Origin of the sequence: Corynebacterium sp. HMSC058E07 (assembly GCF_001809885.1) — a bacterium.
Taxonomy (GTDB): Bacteria; Actinomycetota; Actinomycetes; order Mycobacteriales; family Mycobacteriaceae; genus Corynebacterium; species Corynebacterium macclintockiae.
Window position 1 is genome coordinate 46,163 of record NZ_KV799279.1, and the last position, 18,637, is coordinate 64,799.

Sequence of the window (18,637 nt, forward strand, 5' to 3'; positions counted from 1 at the left end):
AACACTAGCAGTGAGGCTGGACGACTCACGCAGTGGCGGAGGTGATTAAACTACCGCCCCGGTGCAGTGCTAGACTTTCAACCCGTATTGACGTGAACGTGAAGTGAACCGCCGATACGCGCCTTCGTAGCTCAGGGGATAGAGCACTGGTTTCCGGTACCAGGGGTCGTGAGTTCGAATCTCGCCGAGGGCACCATTTTTTTACTGACGCTCACCACCGTCACGGCTGCGAAGCTCCGGCTTTCTTTACGCTGTCAATGCTTTGGAAATCCACGCCCGGGATCCGGGAGAATCGATCCTTGTCGCAGGTCAAAACGATGATCTGATTGTCCTTTCCCAGGGCGCCAAGCACCTTGTTCATGCTCTTGGCACGGTCAGTGTCACTGAAGCCCAACACGTCATCCAGGAAGATCGGCACACCGCTGCCGTCGTGGCCCGCCAAGCGAGCAATAGCGAGCAACTGTAGGATCTCCACCTGCTCCTGCGCGCCACCGGAGAGCTGTTCCTTGTCCAAGCGCACGTTGCCGATAGCGCGGCTCGAAACCTGGAACTTCTCATCCACATCCAAATCAACGTCACTACCAAAGACCATCCCGGAGAGCTTGTTCAAAGCCTTGCGGTAGGGCTCGGAGTACTTTTCCTGCATCCGCTTCCGCGATGCCTGAACCACCCGATGAAGTAGCTCCGCCGCATCCGCCTGCCTACGCAACCTGGCAACTACTCCCCCGAGGCGCTTTACTTCCGCTTCTGCCTGTTCTTTCGCTTCTGCGGAACCGCGGGCCTGCCCCAGCTTCGCATTCAGGGCGGCAATGTCCACGCGGCACTCCTGCATCTGCTGGTTCAGCATGTTCACGCGGCTCTGGGCACCGTCGAGGCTCGCCTGCACGTCCGCCACATCGCCTAGTTCGCCGACCTCCAGGCGCTTAGACACCAACTTCTCGCGGGCCGCAGCCACAGCCTGGGTGGCTTGCATGTGCTTCGCCTTCAAATCTTCGTCGGAGCAGCGTTCGCGGGCCGTGTCCAGGTCCTTCATCACCACCTCCAGTTGCTGCTGCAGGTTTTCCACCTTGGCTTCGTGCTGGATTTTCCGCTCGATCGCATCACTGCTCTGCAGGGAAAGCAGCCGTTCGTTGGCCTCATCACGGGCAAGGGTGGCCGATTCCAGGGCTGTGACCGCTGCCGCTTCGTCGACATTCTCGTCGGCCCCCACGTTGGCGTCACTACGCAGCACATCACAACGCTCCTGCAGCCTTTCAACTTCGGCGGTGAGGCTACCGACCTGGCCGGTCAAATCGGACAGGGTGCGCTTGCCGAGGGTTGCCTTAAGGTTCGCGCGCAGGTCGCGCAGGTTTTCCTCTTCCTCGTTGCGCGCCCGTACTGCCTGCCCAAGCTCCTCGAGAACCTCCGCACGGGAGTGCTCTAGTCCGATGTGCTCGCGCCCAACCGCCGACAGCTCCGCGTTGACTTTCTGCAGAGCCTCGGCGACGTTCAAGTCGAGGTTGCTGGAATCTTGTGCCGGGGTCACCCGCACCTGGTATTCACCCAGACCAACGGTCCATTCGGCGGTGATCTTCTTATCCAGGCCACCTTCTTCCAGGGTGGTCTCGGCACCATCATCAACGACCGTGCCACCTGTCGGCCCAGTGATGTGCACGGAGGTCGCGCCCGCATCGCGGATCTTTATCTGCGCTTCCAGATCCGTCATCGCCTCGCGGATCTTCTGCTCCGCCTTAGGGGTAGCCGGGTCGCGAGCCACTTTCTGCGCCAGCTCCGCGACCTGCGAGTCCAGCTTTACCGCATTGTCGCGCTCCTCCGTCAAGCCATCCAGGCGCTCCTGAACTTCCTCCGCACTCTTCAGCGCCGCGGCCAGCTTCGCCCGCTTATCGGCCAAAACATACGCAGCGTGAGCACTATCGAAGGCCTTCTTCGCCTCGTCGCGCTCGGCATGTTGTTCATCTGCTTGTTTCTGGACGCCACGTAGCGCCTCCCTCGCATCCTTGAGCGACTGTTCTAGTTTCCCCAGCGCGGACTTCTGACTATCCCGGGCTTCGGTGGCCTCCTTCCACCGCCCGACCTGGCTGTCCTTGAGCTCCAGCTCGCTTTCCAAAGTGCGGAGAGTCTCCGCTACCTTCTTCGCAGCCTCCAATCGCTTGGCATATTCGTCGTATTCCTTCTGGGCCTCCGGCAGGTCAGCCTCCGCCGCCGCGCGCTGTGCCTGCTTGGATTCGATCGCGTAAATCGCTTCCTGCGCATTGTCGTAGTCACTCCGTGCCGTGGCCAGCGCCTCCTTTGCGCTGGCTAGATCCGCCTCGGCCGTGGCTAGCTCCCCTTTGGGATTTCGGTTGGCTCGGCGATCCTGTAGCTTCTTGTCCTCCTCGTCAATCAGGTGGACCAGAAGCTCAGCAGCGCCTTGGTCACCTTCGCTGATGCTGGCGCCCGTCCCCGCTGTGGCGTCACTAGCGTCGTCGCCGGCGCTGCGCAGGGCCGAGGAAAGGGAAGGGATGGCCGTGAAATCGAGGGCATCCAGGCGTTGCCCCTGGCTGACGAACAGAGCCTCTCGCAGCGCGGAATCGATGCTTTCGTTTAGCAGCTCGTTGAACTTCTCCATTGCTTGGTCGCCGGTGTAGTTGCGCACGGAGGGGCGCAGCACATCCAGCTGCATCTTCTTGCCCTCGAAGTCCTTGGTGTATTCCACCAGGTTCTCGCCCAGGCGCAGTCGCGCGGTGATCTTCGACTTACTACCACCACCCACAGGGAAGTAAATGCTGACTTTCTTGGAGCTCGTCGAGACCTTCCAATCGGAAAGCAGCAGTCCAAAGGCATTCATCAGGCTGGATTTTCCAGCCTCGTTACTGCCGTGGATAACGGTCACACCCGTTGCACTGGGGGCGAAGTGTGCAGATTCGATGCCCGCGAAGTTGCGGACGTCCAGGCTTTCCAGCACAAAGCTGGCCTTGGTCTGAGTGTTGGACGAAGCCTCGTTAGAAGTTGTCATTTATTTGCCGTTCCTCTCCCCTAGTTACCCTTCTAGTTACCCTTTTCCGCGTGGTGCGCCAGACGTACCAACAGGCGCAGAGCGTCCTGCGCCTGTTGCGCCTGCTGCATCTGCTGGGGGTCTTGACTGTCGGACTCGGCCAAGCTCTTGAGTTCCTGCACTGCCTCGCCGATGAAGCCCTGGCTCAGTAGCCCTTCGGATAGCTCATCCTCGTCGGGGATGACGTGCACGTCCATCAGTCGTTCGCGCTCATACAGGGCCGCAAAGGTCGGCGCGATCTTCTCCAACTGCTCATCTAGGTACGCAGCATCGTGGACGGACAAAGTGCCCACCAGCGCGTACTTCACCACGGTGGTGCGCTTCGACTCAATTCCCCCCAGCCGCTCCAGGAACTCGTCGATATCAGCGGTCGAGTTCACTGTCGCGTTGAGCGCCTTGAACGCCCAGCGCCCAACTGGAACCTCCTCCACCTGCACCTGCGCTTGCTTTTCTGGTCGCGCCGGATCCACTGCAATCTCCACCACCAGGACGTTGCCGGAGTTCGACTCGCCCCGCCCGTCCTGCTCAACGAAGTCCGTGACCTCCTGCGCCCCGGAGTACCACACCCGCGCCTGCGTCGCGTCTGCGTCCAGCGGCATCGTCGAGTGCGTATCCCCTAGTGCCACATAGTCCACCTTTCGCTCGTGGCATGCCCGGGCGGCATTGTCCACGTCGATGCGGTCGAAATCGTCGATCTCACCGAAAGAGCTCACCCCGCCATGCCCAACCAGCACGCGGATCCCGGCCCCCTCCACCGGATCGAGACCACTCAATGCGGCCGCAACCAAGTCCTCGTCCGCGGTTTTTCCACGCAATGGGGCGCCGACGATCTCCAGGGCAGCTGCACCCTCTGCTCTACCACCACCGGACTTTGGCACCGCCACCGGCTCCGAATCCTTCAGCACGAAGACATTCGCCAGTTTGTCGAACTCCTTCCGGTGATACACACTCGCTGCATCCAGCGGATCGTGGTTTCCAGGCAGCAGAAATACGGGCACTGTCGAGCCCTTCAGCACATCCATCGCACGCCCGTAAATCTCTGGTTTCAGCAGGTTATCGTCGAAAACGTCACCGGCCACCACGACGGCGTCACATTGCCTTTCCTCCGCGAGCTCCAGCAACGCCTCGATCGCCGCCAGCCGCGATTCGTCGAAGCGCGACTGCGCCTCCCCACTCAAAAAGTGGCGCTTCATCCCCAATTGCCAGTCCGACGTGTGCAGGATCCGCGCCCGATGCGCGGACGTTGCCGCCATTGCTTGTGTCACGTGTCTGCCCTACCTGTTCTTTCCGTACTGTTCGTTCCGTCCTCGTCGCTTACCTCGTCCGCAGTTTTATCAATCGACCCGGACAACCTAGTTTCATAATAGAACATAGGTTCGACATTTTCTAAGGTTTCGTAGCAAACCTCCAGCTCATGCTTCGCCTTCAGCTGATCTACCGCATGCCATGTCACCGACCGCAGAGCCTCATTCAAAGCCTTCTGGTCCCCCTGTTCCATCCCGGATTCCCACCGCAGCGGCTCCCATTCGATTGGTTCCGCCGACGTGCCCCAGAATGCTTCCGAATCGACTTGTTCCGGCTGGTTAGCCTGCTTGTCTAAGCGTTCCTGTTCTTGCGGTTGCCTATTTGGGGACGCCCCCACGCCCCCTCCACCCCAGCCCTGCACTGGGCGCAGCAGCTCCTGTGGGTTCAGTCCCCGCCATTTCAGAAGGAGACTGGGGTCCCGATCCAGCCTCTCAGCCGCCGAGTAGGCCAGCGCCACCACGTGTTTGCAGATCGCGGACTTGTCCGGGCACGTACAGCTCACCCGGTTGACGTGCCCGGGATGTAGCAGCACCGATGCAACGTCCAAGCCCGGCGCGCCGCCACCCAGGAGGGAGCGGACATGCGAGCTATCGGTCAGCATCTCGTGGTGTACGAAATCCCTCTGCCGATCCGTAAGCCTGCGCAGATGAATGGACGTTTCAAACGGCTCCAGCTGCGAGCCGTGGATCAAGCCGGCTACGACGTTCTCCGCAAACTCCACGCTCAGGACCTTCCCACCCCGGAAGTACTCTCGACCGCGCGCCAGCCGCCCGGAATCCGTCGACCTAGATATTGCCTCCATCAGCTGCGAACTAGCCCAGCTATCCTCACCGCGGATGTGCGTGCCGTGCTGATCGCGCAGGCGGTTCATCTCCTGGCGTCGTTTAGCTCCAAAATCGGCGAGCACCACGTTCTCACCCCAGGTCGCATCGGTGCGCGTGCGTTTCCTCGGCTGCTTGTTAACCATCGTTATCCTCCAGCTGGGTGGACTCGCGCAGCTGCAGCAGTTCACTGAGCTCCGCGTCATCGAGGTTGGCGATCCACCCTTCGCCTGCACCGACAATGTCCCCCGCCAGCTCGCGTTTGCTCATGATGATGTCGTGGATTCTTTCGTCGATGGTGCCCTGCACCACCAGCTTATAAACCTCCACGGACTTGTTCTGGCCGATTCGGTAGGCGCGATCTGTGGCCTGGTCTTCCACCGCCGGATTCCACCAGCGGTCGATGTGAATCACTACCGAGGCTTCGGTCAGGGTGATGCCAGTACCGCCCGCCCGCACCGACAGGATCATAATCGGCGGCCCATCGGCGCTCTGGAAAACGCGGACCATCTGCGTGCGCTTGCCACGCGACAGGCCGCCGTGCAGCACGGGAACCTCCACGCCGAAGGTGCTCTGCAGTTCCGGTGCCAGCATCTTGCCGAAGGTCGGGAACTGGGTGAACATCAGTACCTTCTTGCCTTGTTCCAGCGCCTGGCCGGTGATCTCGAAGATGCGCTCGATCTTCGCCGAACGGTGCTTCCCGTCTGCCAAAATCCCCGACCCGTCACCCGCAAAATGCGCCGGGTGGTTACAAATCTGCTTGATCTTCACCAATGCGCCCAGGATGTTGGCGCGCCGTTTGCCGCCGGGCAGCTGCAGGCGCATCTCCATGTCCTTAATGAAGGACTCGTACAGCGCCGCCTGTTCCCTGGACAATGGCACGCGTTCTACGATGTCCTGCTTCTCCGGCAAGTCCAGACCAATCGCAGCGTCGCCCTTCAACCGGCGCAGAATAAACGGCTGTACCAGCCCACGTAACCGCCGCTTGGCTTCCTCATCCCCGTAGCGCTCAATGGGGATGGCCAAGCGATTCTGGAATGCCGCGGCGGATCCGAAGATCCCTGGGTTCGCGAAGTCCATGATGGCGTACAGGTCGCTCAACCGGTTTTCCACCGGGGTGCCCGTCAACGCAATGTGGGTCGCAGCTCCCAGCGAGCGCACCGCCCGGGACTGCTTCGTCGCCGGGTTCTTAATCGCCTGCGCCTCGTCGGCTACCACTCTTCCCCACTGAACTTGCTGGTAACGGGCAGTGTTCCGGGCCACGCGCCCGTAGGTTGTCACCACCAGATCCGGCTGCTTCGCTGTGCCCTCTAGCCCCCGAGACGTGGCGTCACCAAACTCCTCATCAGCGAGCAACCCCGAACCGTGATCGACCAGGACCTCCAGGCTCGGCACGTGCAGGGCAGCCTCGGCACGCCACGCTTCCACAACGGTGGTGGGCGCAACGACAAGGGTCGGACCTTCGCAGTCGTCGACCTCACGCTCCCAGGCCAGCAGCGACAGCACCTGCAGAGTCTTGCCCAGACCCATGTCATCGGCCAGGATCGCGCCGATGCGGTGGCGGTGCATCCAGGCCAGCCAGCTTAAGCCGCGGCGCTGGTGGTCGCGCAGCGTGGTTCGCACCGCAGCGGGCACCTGCACCGGCTCCGGAGGATCCAGTTGCGCCTCACCATCCAGCAGTCGCGCCACCCATCCGTCGGCAACCACCCGGAACTCATGGTCGGTATCGACCACCTCGGCGGCGCTTAACAGGTCGGCTTCCACAATGTCCCGCACACTAACGGTGACGTCGCCGACGGGCGCATCCTGCTCCTTTGTCACCTCCGCGAACCACTTGCGGGCGGCCGACAGGGCTTCCTGGTCCAGGAACACGTATTCGCCGTTGATGCGCACGATCGCTTCGGCCGCATTGAGCAGCTCCTGGCGCGTGGCCTCGTCGAGATCCCCGTCTGCCCCACCAGCACCGCCGGCACCATCGCCGCCCAGGCTGACCTCCCACGAGAAGTTCATCAGCTGGTCCATCCCCAACTTTCCCGATCCCGGCCCCTGCCCCACCGGAGTCGCCGTCGCCTTCACCCGCGGGCGCACCTTGCCCCATTCGCGCGGGATCATCACGCCGAACCCGGCCTCCCGCAGCGCCGGCGCTCCTTCTTCTAGGAAGCTCGCGAGCTCGGTGATGTCCAGGTTCGTGCCCAAGGTCGGCTGTTCGCTCGGCAATTCTTCTGGACGCCACCATCCCCGCTGCTGTGGATTCGCGCCAATGTTGATCCACGTCAGCAGGCTACGCACGTGCGGGTTGAACTCTTTCCACGCTTCCTCTGCCCGGTAGAGGCCACGGATGATCTGCTCCCTGAGCTCTTCGTCCATGGTGGCGGGGTTGAGAGGTTCAAAGGGGCCACCATTCAGCGAATAGGCGATCTGTAGCCACCAACTCGGCGTAGCACCGCCTACTGCTGGATTGTCGGCGGTCTCTTCTTCCTGTTCTTCCTGTTCTTCCTGCACCTCCGACGGAGTAGACAACAGAAAGACCAGCTGCCCGGCCTGCGCTTCAGCCTCGCGCCGCCACTGCCCCAGGTTGACGACGGTGCTGGCCCCTCCACGTCGGGTGGCCGTGCCCGTCGCCAGGGCGCGGACGAAGTCGGAGGTAAAGTCGCCCAGCTCGCGGCGCAGGTGCGCCACAGCGATCCAGTGAGCAAACTCGTCGGCAATCCGCTCCACCACATCGGCGCCGCCGTTTCGCGTGAGCACCCCAGGCACGCGCGTGCGGAATTCTTGCAGCACCCGCATGTGGTCGCCCGCCGGCGACAGAGTCCACCGGGGGAACCACTGATCGTCGACGCGTTCCATGCGCACCATTACCCGCCCAGCAAGTACCGCTTCCTCAACGAAAGTGCAGAGCTGCATAAGAAATGTAACTTCCGCACCGAGTCCATCGATCAGTCCAGATTTAGTACCATGCCCAGAACTAATATTATTATTCGCATACTCGCATAATGACCCCATTAACCCAACAGATTCTTCGGGCGTTAGAGCCACCGCAGGAACCGGCAATTCCTTCACCCGCCCACGGGGCGTGGCCAGCCACATTCCACCCCGATTTCGCCACGGTCGGGACCCCAGGATTTCCATACAAACCGCAGGCAGATCGCCTGATTCAAGTTCATCTATATCGAGCACCACCCCGTGGCCTGCAACGCGCTCTACCCACAACCACAGCCCGCCCGATGTGGGTGCAACAACGTGCATCTGATGCGTGTATCCCATGGTGGAAGTTTTACCACGTACCCCAGACAACCTTCGCAGCGCAGAACTGTTCGCTAACGTGGATACGGAGTTGTGCGCGTCACACATGCGCGCGCCTTCTGTACTTCGGAGCACAGAGAGCCCGAAAGCTGACGTATAGAACTTATACATTCAACTTGAGGAGATGACTGTTTATGACTGACCAGACATGGTTTGTCATAGCCATGGTGATCTATCTGTTCATCATGCTGCTGATTGGACTTTATAGTTTCAACCAGACCGACGAGTATGAGGATTACATGCTCGGCGGACGCAACCTGCACCCCTTCGTCGCCGCTTTGTCCGCCGGCGCTTCAGACATGTCCGGCTGGCTGTTGATGGGCCTGCCGGGCGCACTGTACATGCTCGGTTTCTCCGAGATGTGGATGGCCATCGGCTTGCTGGCTGGTGCTGCGGTGAACTGGCTAGTCACCGCTCCGCGCCTCCGTTCCTACACCGAGGTGGCAAATAACTCGATCACGATCCCCTCCTTCCTGGAGAATCGCTTTAACGATCGCAGCCACTTCCTGCGCATCGCCGCCGGCATCATCATTCTGGTGTTCTTCACCTTCTACGTATCCTCCGGCATGGTCGCCGGCGGCCGTTACTTTGAGTCCACCTTCGAAGGCGACTACATGACGGGCATGATCATCATCGCCGCCGTCACCGTGGCTTATACCTTCATCGGTGGCTTCCTGGCCGTATCCTTCACCGATACCGTCCAGGGCTGCATCATGTTTGTCTCCTTGCTGCTGGTGCCCGTCGTGGCACTCCTGTATATGGACGACCCAGGCGCGATCTGGACCTACCAGCTGGAAAACTCTTACGGTCTCGATTCCATTGAGCCGAACCCGGACTGGTTTTCCCTGTTTACCGGCGTTTCCTTTGTCACCATCATCTCCAACCTGGCATGGGGCCTGGGCTACTTCGGCCAGCCACACATCATCGTGCGCTTCATGGCGCTTCGCAGCCCGTCCGATGCCCGCGCAGGTATGCGTTACGGCGTTGGCTGGATGTTCCTGTGCCTGGTCGGCACCGTTATGGTTGCTATCATCGGCCCGGCATTCTTCGGCATGGATCCGTCCATCGCCATCACTGACCAGGAGAACTTCGAGACCATCTTCCTGGATATGGGCCGCATCCTGTTCCACCCATTGTTGGCCGGTCTGATTCTGACCGCGGTACTGGCTGCCATCATGTCCACCATTTCCTCGCAGCTGCTGGTGGTTTCCTCCGCGCTGATCGAGGACATCTACAACGGCCTGATCAACAAGAACGCATCCGATCAGTCCCTGAAGAACCTCTCCCGCGTATCGGTGCTAGTGGTCGCCGTCCTAGCTGGTTTGATTGCCCTCAACCCGGATTCCGGAATCCTCGGCCTCGTCGAGTTCGCCTGGGCAGGATTCGGCGCCTCCTTCGGCCCGGTCATCCTGGCATCGCTGTACTGGCGTCGCCTCAACGGTGCGGGTGCTGCTGCAGGTTTGGTCACCGGCGCTATCGTCGCCTTTATCTGGGGTGGCCTGCCACAGTTCGGCGTCATGGAAAAACCGTTCGGCCTGTACGAGATGATCCCGGGCGTGGCTCTGAACGTCATCGTCATGGTCACCGTCACCCTGCTCACGAAGGCTCCGTCCAAGGCGATTACCGATACCTTCGACGAGGCAGCCAAGCTGTCCAAGGTCGCTACGAAGAAGGACATCGACTTCGAGGAAGCCGCCGAGGTTGTCGCCAAGTAGTCACCCAAGGTTAATTGCTTGAAATCCAAGCGAACCTTTCTAGCGCCGCTGCAGTCTATTACTGCATGCGGCGCTTTTTCTTGCCTTCTTCCCGCCCCACTCTCTTTCGCCCCGCCCCCTTCACCATTTACTGCCTTCTCCTGGCCGTGCTGGTCGCTGGTGTTGCTTGGGTGAGGACGCCACATCGTCACCACCCCCAAGATCAACAAGCGGTCACGGAATACCTGCAACGCATCCACCAAATTCCCGCCCGTCCCCGGGTGATTGGCTATTCGCGGGAACGCTTCGGCGATGGATGGGGCATGCAGGTCACAAACCTGGGTATCTGCACCACCCGCCACCTGTTGTTGGTGCAAACCTTCGGGGGTTCCTCCGGCGGATGTGCCAGCAACAACGCAGGCGGTGCATCGGGGGAACGAGGGGGCGTCGATCCCTATACACATCAAGACATGGACCGCCAGAACGTCGACATCGACCACATCGTCCCACTAGCGGCGGCGTGGGACCTGGGAGCCTATGCTTGGCCGGAGGCACAGCGGCAAGAGTTTGCCAACGATACGCTGCGGAACTTGGTGGTCACGGACTCTGCGGTGAACCGGGAAAAGTCCGATGCCACGCTGAGCGAGTGGCTGCCTCCCGTAGACCAGTGTGCTTATAGCGCACGCTTCGTGCGGGTAATCGGCGACTATGGCCTGGCCTTGGCGGAGGCAGACGCGCGCGCTGCTCGTGAGTCCTGCGACATTTGACTCTGCCTCCCTCGCTTATGCTCCGCGGTCGCTCTAGGTTCGCGATGTGGTAGCTCTGGGGTAGCTCGGGGGCGCATGAAGCGCCCGGCGGACGTGCGGGAATGGGTGGGCTGTCAAAGTGACAAGTCACCTGCTGATCTGTCAAAGTAGAGGACATGTCTACTTTTATTGTTGCCCTTCACGTTCTGGCTGCGATCCTGCTGATCGGCCCCGTTGCCATCGCTTCTTCCATGTACGCGCCGCAGTTCCGCAAGGCGCAGTCCGGTGACCAAGCTGCTGTCGGCGCGTTGCGCCTGGTTCACCGCATCACCCGCGCATACGGGTTTGTTTCTCTGCTGGTTCCGGTGCTGGGTCTGGTTGCATTCTTCACCGTCGATGGAGCAATGAAGGAGCACGCCCTGCACTTCGCCCTGCTGCTGGCCATCGTCGCCTGGGGCATCCTTATCGCCCTGGTTATCCCCAGCCAGCGCAAAGGCCTGGTTGCACTGAATGCTGTCGAGGCTGGCGACGCTCCGGCTTCCGAGACTGAAGCTGCCAAGGCTGCGGACGCAGATACCTCCAAGATCCCGGGTCAGGCTGCAATGTTCGCCGGCATCTTCAATCTGCTGTGGCTGATCACTGCAATCCTGATGTTCATCTAGCCAAAAAATTTTTTAGACGGTCGCTCAGACCGAGAAACGCACCCCTCGGGGTGCGTTTTTGTTTGATGTCGCTGGGACAGCCTTCTAGGGCGCAAAAGAGCCGGCGCCCCTACCAAGGGGTGCCGGCCTTCATTGCTAGTGGCGGCCACCTCGGTGCCCGCGGTCGCCCTTAAAACCGTGACCTCCTCGACCACCGTGTCCGCCGCGACCACCGCGGCCATTACGGTCATCGCGACCACCTCGATCGCGACCACCGCGGCCATTCCAATCACCACGGTCGTCCCGGCGGTCGAACCCGCGACCGCCGCGGTCCCGTCCCCCGCGGTCGCCGCGGCCACCGTGATCACGGTCGCCACGTCCGCCACGATCATAACCACGCCCACCGCGGTCGCCACGATCGCGATCGCCGAAGTCATTGCGGTGCTGGCGCTTATGGCTGCCCGGACGGCCAGACGGCGCACCCGGATCCGGTTCGATATTGATCAACTGACCGGACACGCGGGTCTGATCCAGCGCGTGGAAGACCTCCATCGGCAGATCCACCGGAAGCTCCACCAGGGAGTGCTCCGCGAAAATGCTGATACGACCGAAGTCGCGGGAGTTCATACCGCCCTCGTTGGCCAAAGCACCCACAATGGCACCCGGGCGGACTCGCTGACGGTGCCCCACCGACAGACGGTACACGGCAAATTCCTTGCCACTGCGGTCCGTGATGCGCGGAGCTTCCTTGTTGAAGCGCTCGTCGATCGGCCTGTAGGCTCCGCCGCCGTTGCGGGAATCGTCGCCATAGCGGCCCTCCCGGCGGCGCCGCGGGCGCTCCTCCTTCGGCTTCTCCTTCATCAGGAAGTCCTCGCCCGCCTGCAGCTGGGCGGCCAGAGCTGCGGCGATATCCGCAAGCTCCACCTCGTTGGACTCCGCGTATTCCTTCACCAGGTCGCGGAAGATGCCGATCTGCGGATCTGCCAGAGACTCGGTCAAGCTGTCGCGGAACTTCTCCTTGCGAGCCTCGTTCACCGCGTCCACCGTGGGCAGCTCAATCTCATTCAGCCGAGACTTAGTTGCCCTTTCGATGGCCTTCAGTAGGCGGCGTTCACGGGGCGTCACAAACAAAACAGCGCGACCCTTGCGACCTGCACGGCCCGTGCGACCAATGCGGTGCACATAGGACTCGGTATCGTGCGGAATGTCGTAGTTGAACACGTGCGTGATGCGATCGACATCCAGGCCGCGGGCAGCAACATCGGTGGCCACGAGGATATCCAAGCGGCCGTCCTTCAACTGGTCCACAGTGCGTTCACGCAGGTTCTGCGGGATATCGCCATTGATGGCAGCCGCGTTGAAACCGCGGGCGCGCAGGCGCTCGGCCAGCTCCTCGGTCTCGTTCTTCGTGCGCACGAACATGATCATGGCCTCGAACTCAGTGACCTCGAGGATGCGGGTCAGCGCGTCCAGCTTGTCGCGGTGGCTGACCAACAGGTAATCCTGCTCGATGTTTTCGCTAGTCCGCTGAGTAGCCTTGACCGTGATTTCCTGCGGATCATTCAGGTACTGCTTCGATAGGCGGCGAATGCCGGAGGGCATAGTCGCAGAGAACAGCGCAACCTGCTTGTCGCTGGGCGTATCCTCCAGGATGCGCTCGACGTCCTCCTGGAAGCCCATGTTCAGCATCTCGTCGGCTTCGTCGAGCACCATGAAGCGCAGCTCGGAGATATCCAGGCTGCCCTTTTCCAGGTGATCAATCACACGGCCGGGGGTACCAACCACAATGTGCGCGCCACGGCGCAGGCCGGACAGCTGCACGCCATAAGCCTGGCCGCCGTAGATCGGCAGCACGTGAATGCCACCCAGGTGCTCGGCGAAAGACTGGAAGCTCTCGGCAACCTGCAGCGCAAGCTCGCGCGTCGGCGCCAATACAAGCGCTTGGGGGTGACGCTTCGACACGTCAATGCGGGACAGAATCGGCAGCGCAAATGCTGCCGTCTTACCGGTACCGGTCTGCGCGAGGCCGACCACGTCGTGGCCTTCCATCAGCACCGGAATGGTCTCTGCCTGAATCGGGGATGGTACTTCGAAACCGACCTTCTTGACCGCAGCTAGAACGTTGTCTGGTAGTCCTAGGCCGTCAAAAGAGGGTCGCTCGTCGCCCTTGTCTGGGGTCTTGACCGGATCGTTGACCGGGTCGTTGTCTGGGTCGTTATCTGGAACTTTCGCTTCGGCGTTCTCAGACTCTACTGCCTCATTGGTCACACTCTGTGACTCTTGCTTTTCTACGGCAGAATCCTGCGAAGAATTCTCCGTGATGTCACCCTGCAGTTCACTCTGAGATACCACCTCGTCATTGGCCGGCTGGTTTACGTCGCCGGTGACGTTTTCAGTATCACTCATCGTTGCCCAAGCCTACGCGCACTGGAAGGATAAAGCGATTTACAGACCTAAAGGCCTAACTGCTCGATCACATGGTTGGCTGCGCGCTGTCCACTTCGGAGTACCCCGTCGATACTCGGCGTCGCGTGCTGGGCGCCTGCCAGGGCGATGCGACTGCCTTGAAGTTCCCGCTCCCCGATCTTCTTGCCTATGCGCTGCAGGCTCTTGGGGAGGATAAGCGGGATGGCGTCAATAAACTTTTGCTCCGTCACCAGCTCCCAACCGGAAGGATCAACACCGAACAGGGTGCCCAGACCGCGCTGCACTTCATCGACGTTCGGCCCGTCCGCAGGGTTAGCTCCGCGCGGGTGCACGTGGTTGCAGGCCACCAGGTGCTTGCCCGGCGCATAGCTCGGCGCAGCGGCTGTCACTTCCGTGGCGGAGGTAATGGGGGTGCTGCGGGTGCCGTCGACGGCGAACAATGCCTCGTCGGCCACTGGCTCATCAGAGACGAACCACCAGGAAGACACGGTGGCCGTAGGTACCTCGGGTGAGCCCAACAGCTTCGTTTCCTGCTTCGGGCCGACGGCAACGATGACGTGGGAAAAATGCTCGGTGCTGCCAGACCCCTTGCCGGCATCGTCGCCCTCCGAGCCAACTGTCACGCGCACGCCATCGCCGTCCTCTGCGATCTGCACGACCGGTGAATTCAGCCGATAGTCCACGCCGGGCACGCGCGCCAGCATCGTCACCAGGTCCCCCATGCCGTTTTCCAACACAGCCAAGTTGCCTCGCAGCAGGGTACCGACCATCCACTTGGCAAAGATCGCCGAAGACTCGCCCTCGGCATCGAAGAGAAACGCGCGCAGTAGCGGATCGATCGCCACCGCGCGGGTGCGCCGGTGCACGCCACGCTGGTCGAGCGACTCGCAGACCTTCACGTCCTCGTCCATGTGCTGCTGCTTGATCGTCCGCAGCTCCAGGCTGGAGCGGTGGGACAGTTCAGACCTTAGCCATTTACGCAGGGCAATCAGGTCGCGGAAGGATAGTGCACTACGCGCCTTGGATCGCATCAGGCGGGGAATCAGGTGCGGTGCGCGGATCGGGTCGCAGACAAGCGCCAACCCGTCATCCGTGAGTGTCTGGATCGCAGGCTGGAAATAGCGAATCCCCAGGGCAGAGTACTCGCCTGGCTGCAGCAGTTCCTTCACTGCCGGGTACCAGGAGTTAAATGTTTGCAGCCCATGATCGACAGTGATGCCGCCAATCTTCTCCGAGCGAACCCGCCCGCCCAGCTGGTCACTTGCCTCAAAGACAGTGCAGGTCACGCCACTTTTACGCAAAGTACGAGCGGCAGCCAGACCAGCCAGCCCGCCACCGACGATGGCTACATTCTGCGTGTTGCCACCTACCGTGCCCTGTGCCATATTCGTCGCTCCCAAAACTGTCGCTCGACTGCCTGCCCACGTTTTCTTCGCCCCATGCTATCGCACCGGGCGCCGCGTTCGGTCGTTCAAACCATCTTCCTTTATTCGGTTGTTTGTTCTATTATTTTTTCTTAGTGACGCCACCTTGTCCGCCCCCTCCCCTAGTGTTCGCCCTTGAACGCAAGCCACTGCCGACGGATCTCCACCGTGGAGCCCCGGCACAACACAAGCCTGAAGCAAAGGAAGTGAACAGCACCATGAATTCCCGCATCACCACGTCGCGCTCCATCAACGCCTCCACTGCGGTACGCCGTTTTGGCTTGGGCGAACCTCACCGGACTGCGCAGGAAGCCCGCGCAATCCTGCGCCATCCACGCAGCTTGATTCGCATTACACCCGGCTGGCGGGCACCCAGCTTCTACGTTGGAGCGGGCGAATCCACCGCGGTGGTACACATTTCCCGGCGCCGCATGTCGCCCCTGATGTGGCGCAGGCTTTCCCAGAGCTCAGCACCCACTGGGCAAGAACTTTTCCTGGTCACGGCATCCGTGGAAGGCCCCCGCTGGATGACCCACAGTTCGGCACGGCTATTGGAGTTGATCCTTGGGCAGGCGTGGACCGTAAAGGAGGACCCGCAGGAATTCAGGGATAACGATCACCAGCGACAGGTGCGCCTGACGTGGCATGCACTGATGACTAAGGAGGATCTGCGGGCGGGCGATAGCTCGACTCCGCAGGTGGCCTAGTCCTCGTCGTCCTCGTCGTCCTCGTCATCGAAGTCTTCTCCGTCGAAATCTTCGTCGAAGTTTTCATCGTCAAAGTCTTCGTCGTCGAACGGGTAGTCCTCCAGTGGAACGAGCAGCTCCTCCCACTCGGTGGCCTGCACCTGCGCTACCGCCAGGGCGTTAAAGAGCTGGTCGAAATCCTTGAAGGTGCCAAGTTCCAGAGTCTCCTGGGTCATCTCGGCGGCATCCTCCAGCACGTTCTGGTACATCATTTCGCGCTCGAAGTCCGTCAGCGTCTCATCCGCTTCCAGTTCCGCTACGGCCTGGTCGATCAGCTCGTCGTAGTCCTCACCGAAGGTAACGAAGGTCACGGTAGCCTCGGGCTCATCGGAACCCGATCCCAGCAGCACGGTGATCATGGAGTCGGTTCCGACCTCCGCACGTACCAGCATCGGTTCAATCAGATCCTGCTCGAACTCCAGGTCAGAGATGCGATCGTCGGTACCCTCCAGCAGGTCGTGCAAAACGGTAATGCTCTGATCGGTAGCGATGTACCGGGAAACCTCCGCGACCGCAGCCTCCACAGAGAAGACCACGCCGACCAGGGTGGCCTCAAACTCCTCAATCCCCTCTTCCTCGTCTAGCTCCCCCTTAGCCAGGAAGACATTGGCCGAATCAATGCCTGCCGTCGTACCGGTCTGCTCGATCTGCTGGAACTGGATCTCCAGCTCCGGGGCGATCGGCACAAACAGCATTCCATCATTTACGCGAGACTCAATCCCCTCAGTGTCCAGCGCTTTCGCAATGTCCTCGTAGAAACCCACAGCCAATGTCTCCTAGTGTTTGAGGTGTTTGAGGTGTTTTTTCGCCCCGGCCACAACGTGCAATCCGTGACTTGGCCACCATAGTAACCCGATCTGTACCAAAGCGTCCCCACACAAAACGACTTTCTTTACGCCCCTGCTTATCGTCCCGGTCTGGGCATCGCCACGGAGCTTTCATCCCCGTTCCAGCCCCGCATATCGAATTCCTCCCACACACGCCGGAACGGCGCCCGCGGATCCTCCTCCATGCGGGTCTCCCGCTCGAAAATCTGCGTGGCACGGCACATCGCGGTGTAGGGCTCCCACCCAGGATGTGCGTCCCAGATGAAGCTCTTCCAGGATCGTTGCATGTGTTCGGACACCACGGCCAGCTCATCGCCCAACACGAAGCTGGCTTTCGAGGATTTGGCGTCACCAAAAAGGGCCGACAGCTCCATCGAGTGCATCGCTCCCACACCAAGGCGGCGCAACATCGTGGGCGCGTAATCAAAGCGATACATCCACACGGGCGCCCCGGCCGCCTGGTGCAACTCGGCCAGCCGTACGGATTGAGCCCAAAACACAGCGTCCGTCAGCATCTGCGCGAACACGCCACGGCGTCCAATATCTCCGTAGGCAGCCTCGATGTCCTCGGCTAACGCCGGGTCATGGGCGCGCAGCATCTCGCGGGCAGTCCTCAGCCGCGCGGACTTAGAGAAGAACAGAATCTGCGCCGCCGACAGCTCATCGTTGTTCGTACCAATGAGCAGCGGAATGCGCTGCTGCAGCGATTGTTCGAACACGTCCAGCGGGTGCTGCGACAACAACTCGCCGTCGATAGCAATACCAAAAGCAGCGTTCAGCTGCCGCAAACCGCGCCCTTTCCACAGCATCTGCTGCCCGGCGCGAACGACATCCGCAAAGGGCAAGGCACGCAGCTCGGCGATGGAGGTCGTGCGCGGCACCAGTCCGGAATATTGAGCCAGCTTCCGCGCCCACAGGTTCGACTGCGCGTTCGTGTGCACGCTCATGACTGGCGCGGACTGCAGGATTACCCGATGGAACAGCCCTCGCGCCGCGGGCATTGCCATGAGGGCCGCTGCAGACGTGCCTCCAGCGGACTCGCCCATCAACACCACGTTGTTCGGGTCGCCGCCAAAACTCTCGATGTTGCGTTGCACCCATTGCAGCGCCAGGATCTGGTCGCGGGTTGCGGGGTTGGCCTCGCAATCGTGGGCGTCCGGCACCTCCAGCGAACTCAAGTCCACATACCCCAGGGCTCCCAGGCGAAAGTTCAGGGCAACGTAAACCACGTCTAGCTCTTTGGCGAAGTTATGGCCACGCAGTACCGCTGTGTGCGAGGCACCGGCGAAGAACCCGCCGCCGTGGAGGAATACCACGACTGGCAGCTTGTCTTCCGTATCTGGCCGGACGATGTCCAGGTTCAGGCAATCCTCGTCGCCGATGACCTCGTCTTTCCAGTTGTAAGCCGTCTGGGGAGCAACATTTCCGTACTCATCCGCAGGCCACTCCCCTTCCCAATGCACAGGGTGTGGTGCCTTCCAGCGTTCTGCCGCACCGAAGGGGATGCCCCGCCACGTCCGCACCCCATCGATCCGCACGCCGTGCACGGTGCCGCCAGAGGTTTCTATTCGCGTGGCGCCTGTAGTCGTCATCTGTATTACTTTTGTCTTGCTTTCATCAAAGGTGTCCCACCATCCTATGCCGACTACTGCCAAAGTTTTGCCCTACT

Annotated in this window: 12 protein-coding genes and 1 tRNA gene; 5 read left to right on the top strand and 8 right to left on the bottom strand. The window is 61.0% G+C overall.

All coding sequences use genetic code 11. The features are described from left to right. The first annotated feature begins 120 nt into the window (after positions 1-120). Positions 121-196, top strand: a tRNA-Arg gene (locus HMPREF2678_RS07900). Positions 197-220: 24 nt separating this feature from the next. Here HMPREF2678_RS07900 and HMPREF2678_RS07905 read toward each other — a convergent pair. Genes HMPREF2678_RS07905 through HMPREF2678_RS07920 form a run of 4 tightly spaced genes read right to left on the bottom strand, consistent with a single transcriptional unit; the run spans position 221 to position 8,064 of the window. Continuing rightward, entirely contained in the window at positions 221-2,995 is a 2,775-nt protein-coding gene (locus HMPREF2678_RS07905) for an AAA family ATPase (RefSeq protein WP_070551891.1), read from the bottom strand. A 32-nt stretch (positions 2,996-3,027) separates the two neighbouring features. Then, complete coding sequence (locus tag HMPREF2678_RS07910) at positions 3,028-4,287, bottom strand: metallophosphoesterase family protein (protein WP_051898181.1); 1,260 nt, start codon at positions 4,285-4,287, stop codon at positions 3,028-3,030. An 8-nt stretch (positions 4,288-4,295) separates the two neighbouring features. Continuing rightward, the gene (locus HMPREF2678_RS07915) at positions 4,296-5,306 is read right to left on the bottom strand and encodes an SWIM zinc finger family protein (protein WP_035008549.1); all 1,011 of its coding nucleotides are present in this window, start codon (positions 5,304-5,306) and stop codon (positions 4,296-4,298) included. Beyond that, complete coding sequence (locus tag HMPREF2678_RS07920) at positions 5,299-8,064, bottom strand: DEAD/DEAH box helicase (RefSeq protein WP_246817917.1); 2,766 nt, start codon at positions 8,062-8,064, stop codon at positions 5,299-5,301. The genes HMPREF2678_RS07915 and HMPREF2678_RS07920 overlap by 8 nt, the downstream gene beginning before the upstream one ends. A 533-nt stretch (positions 8,065-8,597) precedes the next feature. Between HMPREF2678_RS07920 and putP the strand changes: the two genes are divergently transcribed. From putP to HMPREF2678_RS07935, 3 genes are all read left to right on the top strand, one after another. Continuing rightward, positions 8,598-10,178: a sodium/proline symporter PutP gene (putP, locus tag HMPREF2678_RS07925; RefSeq protein ID WP_070551895.1), complete on the top strand. Its 1,581-nt coding sequence runs from the start codon at positions 8,598-8,600 to the stop codon at positions 10,176-10,178. 65 nt (positions 10,179-10,243) lie between these two features. After that, entirely contained in the window at positions 10,244-10,924 is a 681-nt protein-coding gene (locus HMPREF2678_RS07930; protein ID WP_035000925.1) for an HNH endonuclease family protein, read from the top strand. 155 nt (positions 10,925-11,079) lie between these two features. After that, positions 11,080-11,565, top strand: a complete 486-nt coding sequence (locus HMPREF2678_RS07935; RefSeq protein ID WP_035000924.1) for a hypothetical protein — start codon at positions 11,080-11,082, stop codon at positions 11,563-11,565. Between the two features lie 135 nt (positions 11,566-11,700). On the opposite strand, the gene HMPREF2678_RS07940 is transcribed toward HMPREF2678_RS07935, so the two are convergent. Further along, positions 11,701-13,950 (bottom strand): DEAD/DEAH box helicase, encoded by a 2,250-nt coding sequence (locus tag HMPREF2678_RS07940; RefSeq protein ID WP_070551897.1) that lies wholly within the window; start codon positions 13,948-13,950, stop codon positions 11,701-11,703. Between the two features lie 47 nt (positions 13,951-13,997). Beyond that, complete coding sequence (locus tag HMPREF2678_RS07945; protein ID WP_034970885.1) at positions 13,998-15,356, bottom strand: NAD(P)/FAD-dependent oxidoreductase; 1,359 nt, start codon at positions 15,354-15,356, stop codon at positions 13,998-14,000. A 257-nt stretch (positions 15,357-15,613) separates the two neighbouring features. Here HMPREF2678_RS07945 and HMPREF2678_RS07950 point away from each other — a divergent pair, with 257 nt between their 5' ends. Then, complete coding sequence (locus HMPREF2678_RS07950) at positions 15,614-16,102, top strand: hypothetical protein (RefSeq protein WP_070551899.1); 489 nt, start codon at positions 15,614-15,616, stop codon at positions 16,100-16,102. Here the strand turns inward: HMPREF2678_RS07950 and HMPREF2678_RS07955 are convergent. Together HMPREF2678_RS07955 and HMPREF2678_RS07960 are read right to left on the bottom strand one after the other, a co-directional pair. Continuing rightward, on the bottom strand, positions 16,099-16,905 hold the full coding sequence (locus HMPREF2678_RS07955; RefSeq protein ID WP_070551901.1) for a hypothetical protein: 807 nt from the start codon (positions 16,903-16,905) through the stop codon (positions 16,099-16,101). The two genes, HMPREF2678_RS07950 and HMPREF2678_RS07955, sit on opposite strands and share 4 nt — an antisense overlap. Positions 16,906-17,045: 140 nt before the next feature. Next, complete coding sequence (locus tag HMPREF2678_RS07960) at positions 17,046-18,560, bottom strand: carboxylesterase/lipase family protein (RefSeq protein WP_043014836.1); 1,515 nt, start codon at positions 18,558-18,560, stop codon at positions 17,046-17,048. Positions 18,561-18,637: the final 77 nt, after the last annotated feature.